Below are 1,223 nucleotides of genomic sequence, written 5' to 3'. Positions count from 1 at the left end.
GGCTCGAGCGGCTCCCCGGGCCGGTTCGACGTGCCGGTGCATATCATCGTGCGGTCGGGTTCGACCGTCTTCGCCAACAAGACCGTGAGAGGCTCGGTGGTGATTCCCGCGGGCGAAACCCAGGGAGCCTTCACCGTCGTCGAAGACGGGATCGTCGTTCCAAGATCCGATGCCACGAGCTTCGATATCGAAGTGGGTCTCGGCGCCGGAGCGGCTCCGCGTCGCGGCAGGGGCTGATCGCAGCCCACGCGGGAGGATGACGGAAGGCGCGGTTCCCGCGCCTTTTTTTATGGCAGCGGGGCAGATTTGCCGACCCGCTTGAGAAGCGGCATCGCCATGACTTTGTCGATGCGGCGTCCGTCGAGATCGACCACTTCGAAACGCCAGCCGAATGCGTTCACGTACTCGCCGGTCGCAGGCAGACGCTGCAATTCGCTGATCACCAGCCCGCCCACCGTGTGATAGCCGCGATTCTCCGGAAGAGCGACGCCGAGGCTTTCCGCCATCTCGTCGACCGGCATGGAGCCCGCGAGCAGCCAGGATCCATCCTCGCGCCGGACCGCATCCGGCTCTTCCGTTTCCACGTCGGATCGGAAGACACCGGCGATGGCTTCGAGGGCGTCGGCGGGGGTGACGACCCCTTCGAAATGTCCGTACTCGTCGTGGACGAGCGCCATCGGGACCTCCGCGTCACGCAGCAAGGTCAGGGCGTCGAGGGCATAGAGCGTGTCGGGAATGACCGGGGCCGTGCGCATATGCTTGCGCACGTTGAGCGCCTCGCCAGCGAGGAGCGAAGCGAGAAGTTCGCGCGCCTGTACCACGCCGATCATGTTGTCCGCATTGCCCTCGCTGACGGGAAGGCGCGAATGCGGCGTCGCCATCAGCAACTGGCGCACCGTTTCCGGGTCGTCGTCGAGGTCGATCCAGTCGACGTCCGTCCGCGGGGTCATGAGGCCGCGAACCTGGCGGTCGCCGAGGCGAAGCACGCCGCCGATCATGCGCCGCTCCTGCTCCTCGATGACGCCTGCGCTCTCAGCCTCGCCCACGAGCATCTTGATCTCTTCTTCCGTCACCGTTGATTCGCTGTCCGAACTCGCGCCGATGAGGCGGAAGATCAGGCGGGTCGATGCGTTGAGGAGCCAGACGGCAGGGGCGGCGACCTTCGAGATCAGCAGCATCGCTGGCGCGACGAGGCAGGCGACCGGCTCCGGATTGCGCAACGC

General features: G+C 66.1%; 1 protein-coding gene and 1 pseudogene. One reads left to right on the top strand and one right to left on the bottom strand.

The window, feature by feature from the left end:
• A pseudogene (locus AC1DT3_RS21780) lies at positions 1-237 on the top strand (hypothetical protein); the annotation flags it as partial.
• A gap of 50 nt (positions 238-287) precedes the next feature.
• Here AC1DT3_RS21780 and AC1DT3_RS21775 read toward each other — a convergent pair.
• On the bottom strand, positions 288-1,223 hold a 936-nt coding region (locus tag AC1DT3_RS21775), incomplete at its 5' end, for a hemolysin family protein (RefSeq protein ID WP_477467264.1).

Source organism: Microvirga sp. P4_G7, assembly GCF_056401005.1.
Note: the sequence above shows the minus strand (reverse complement) of the source record. Positions and strands in the feature narration are given on the sequence as shown.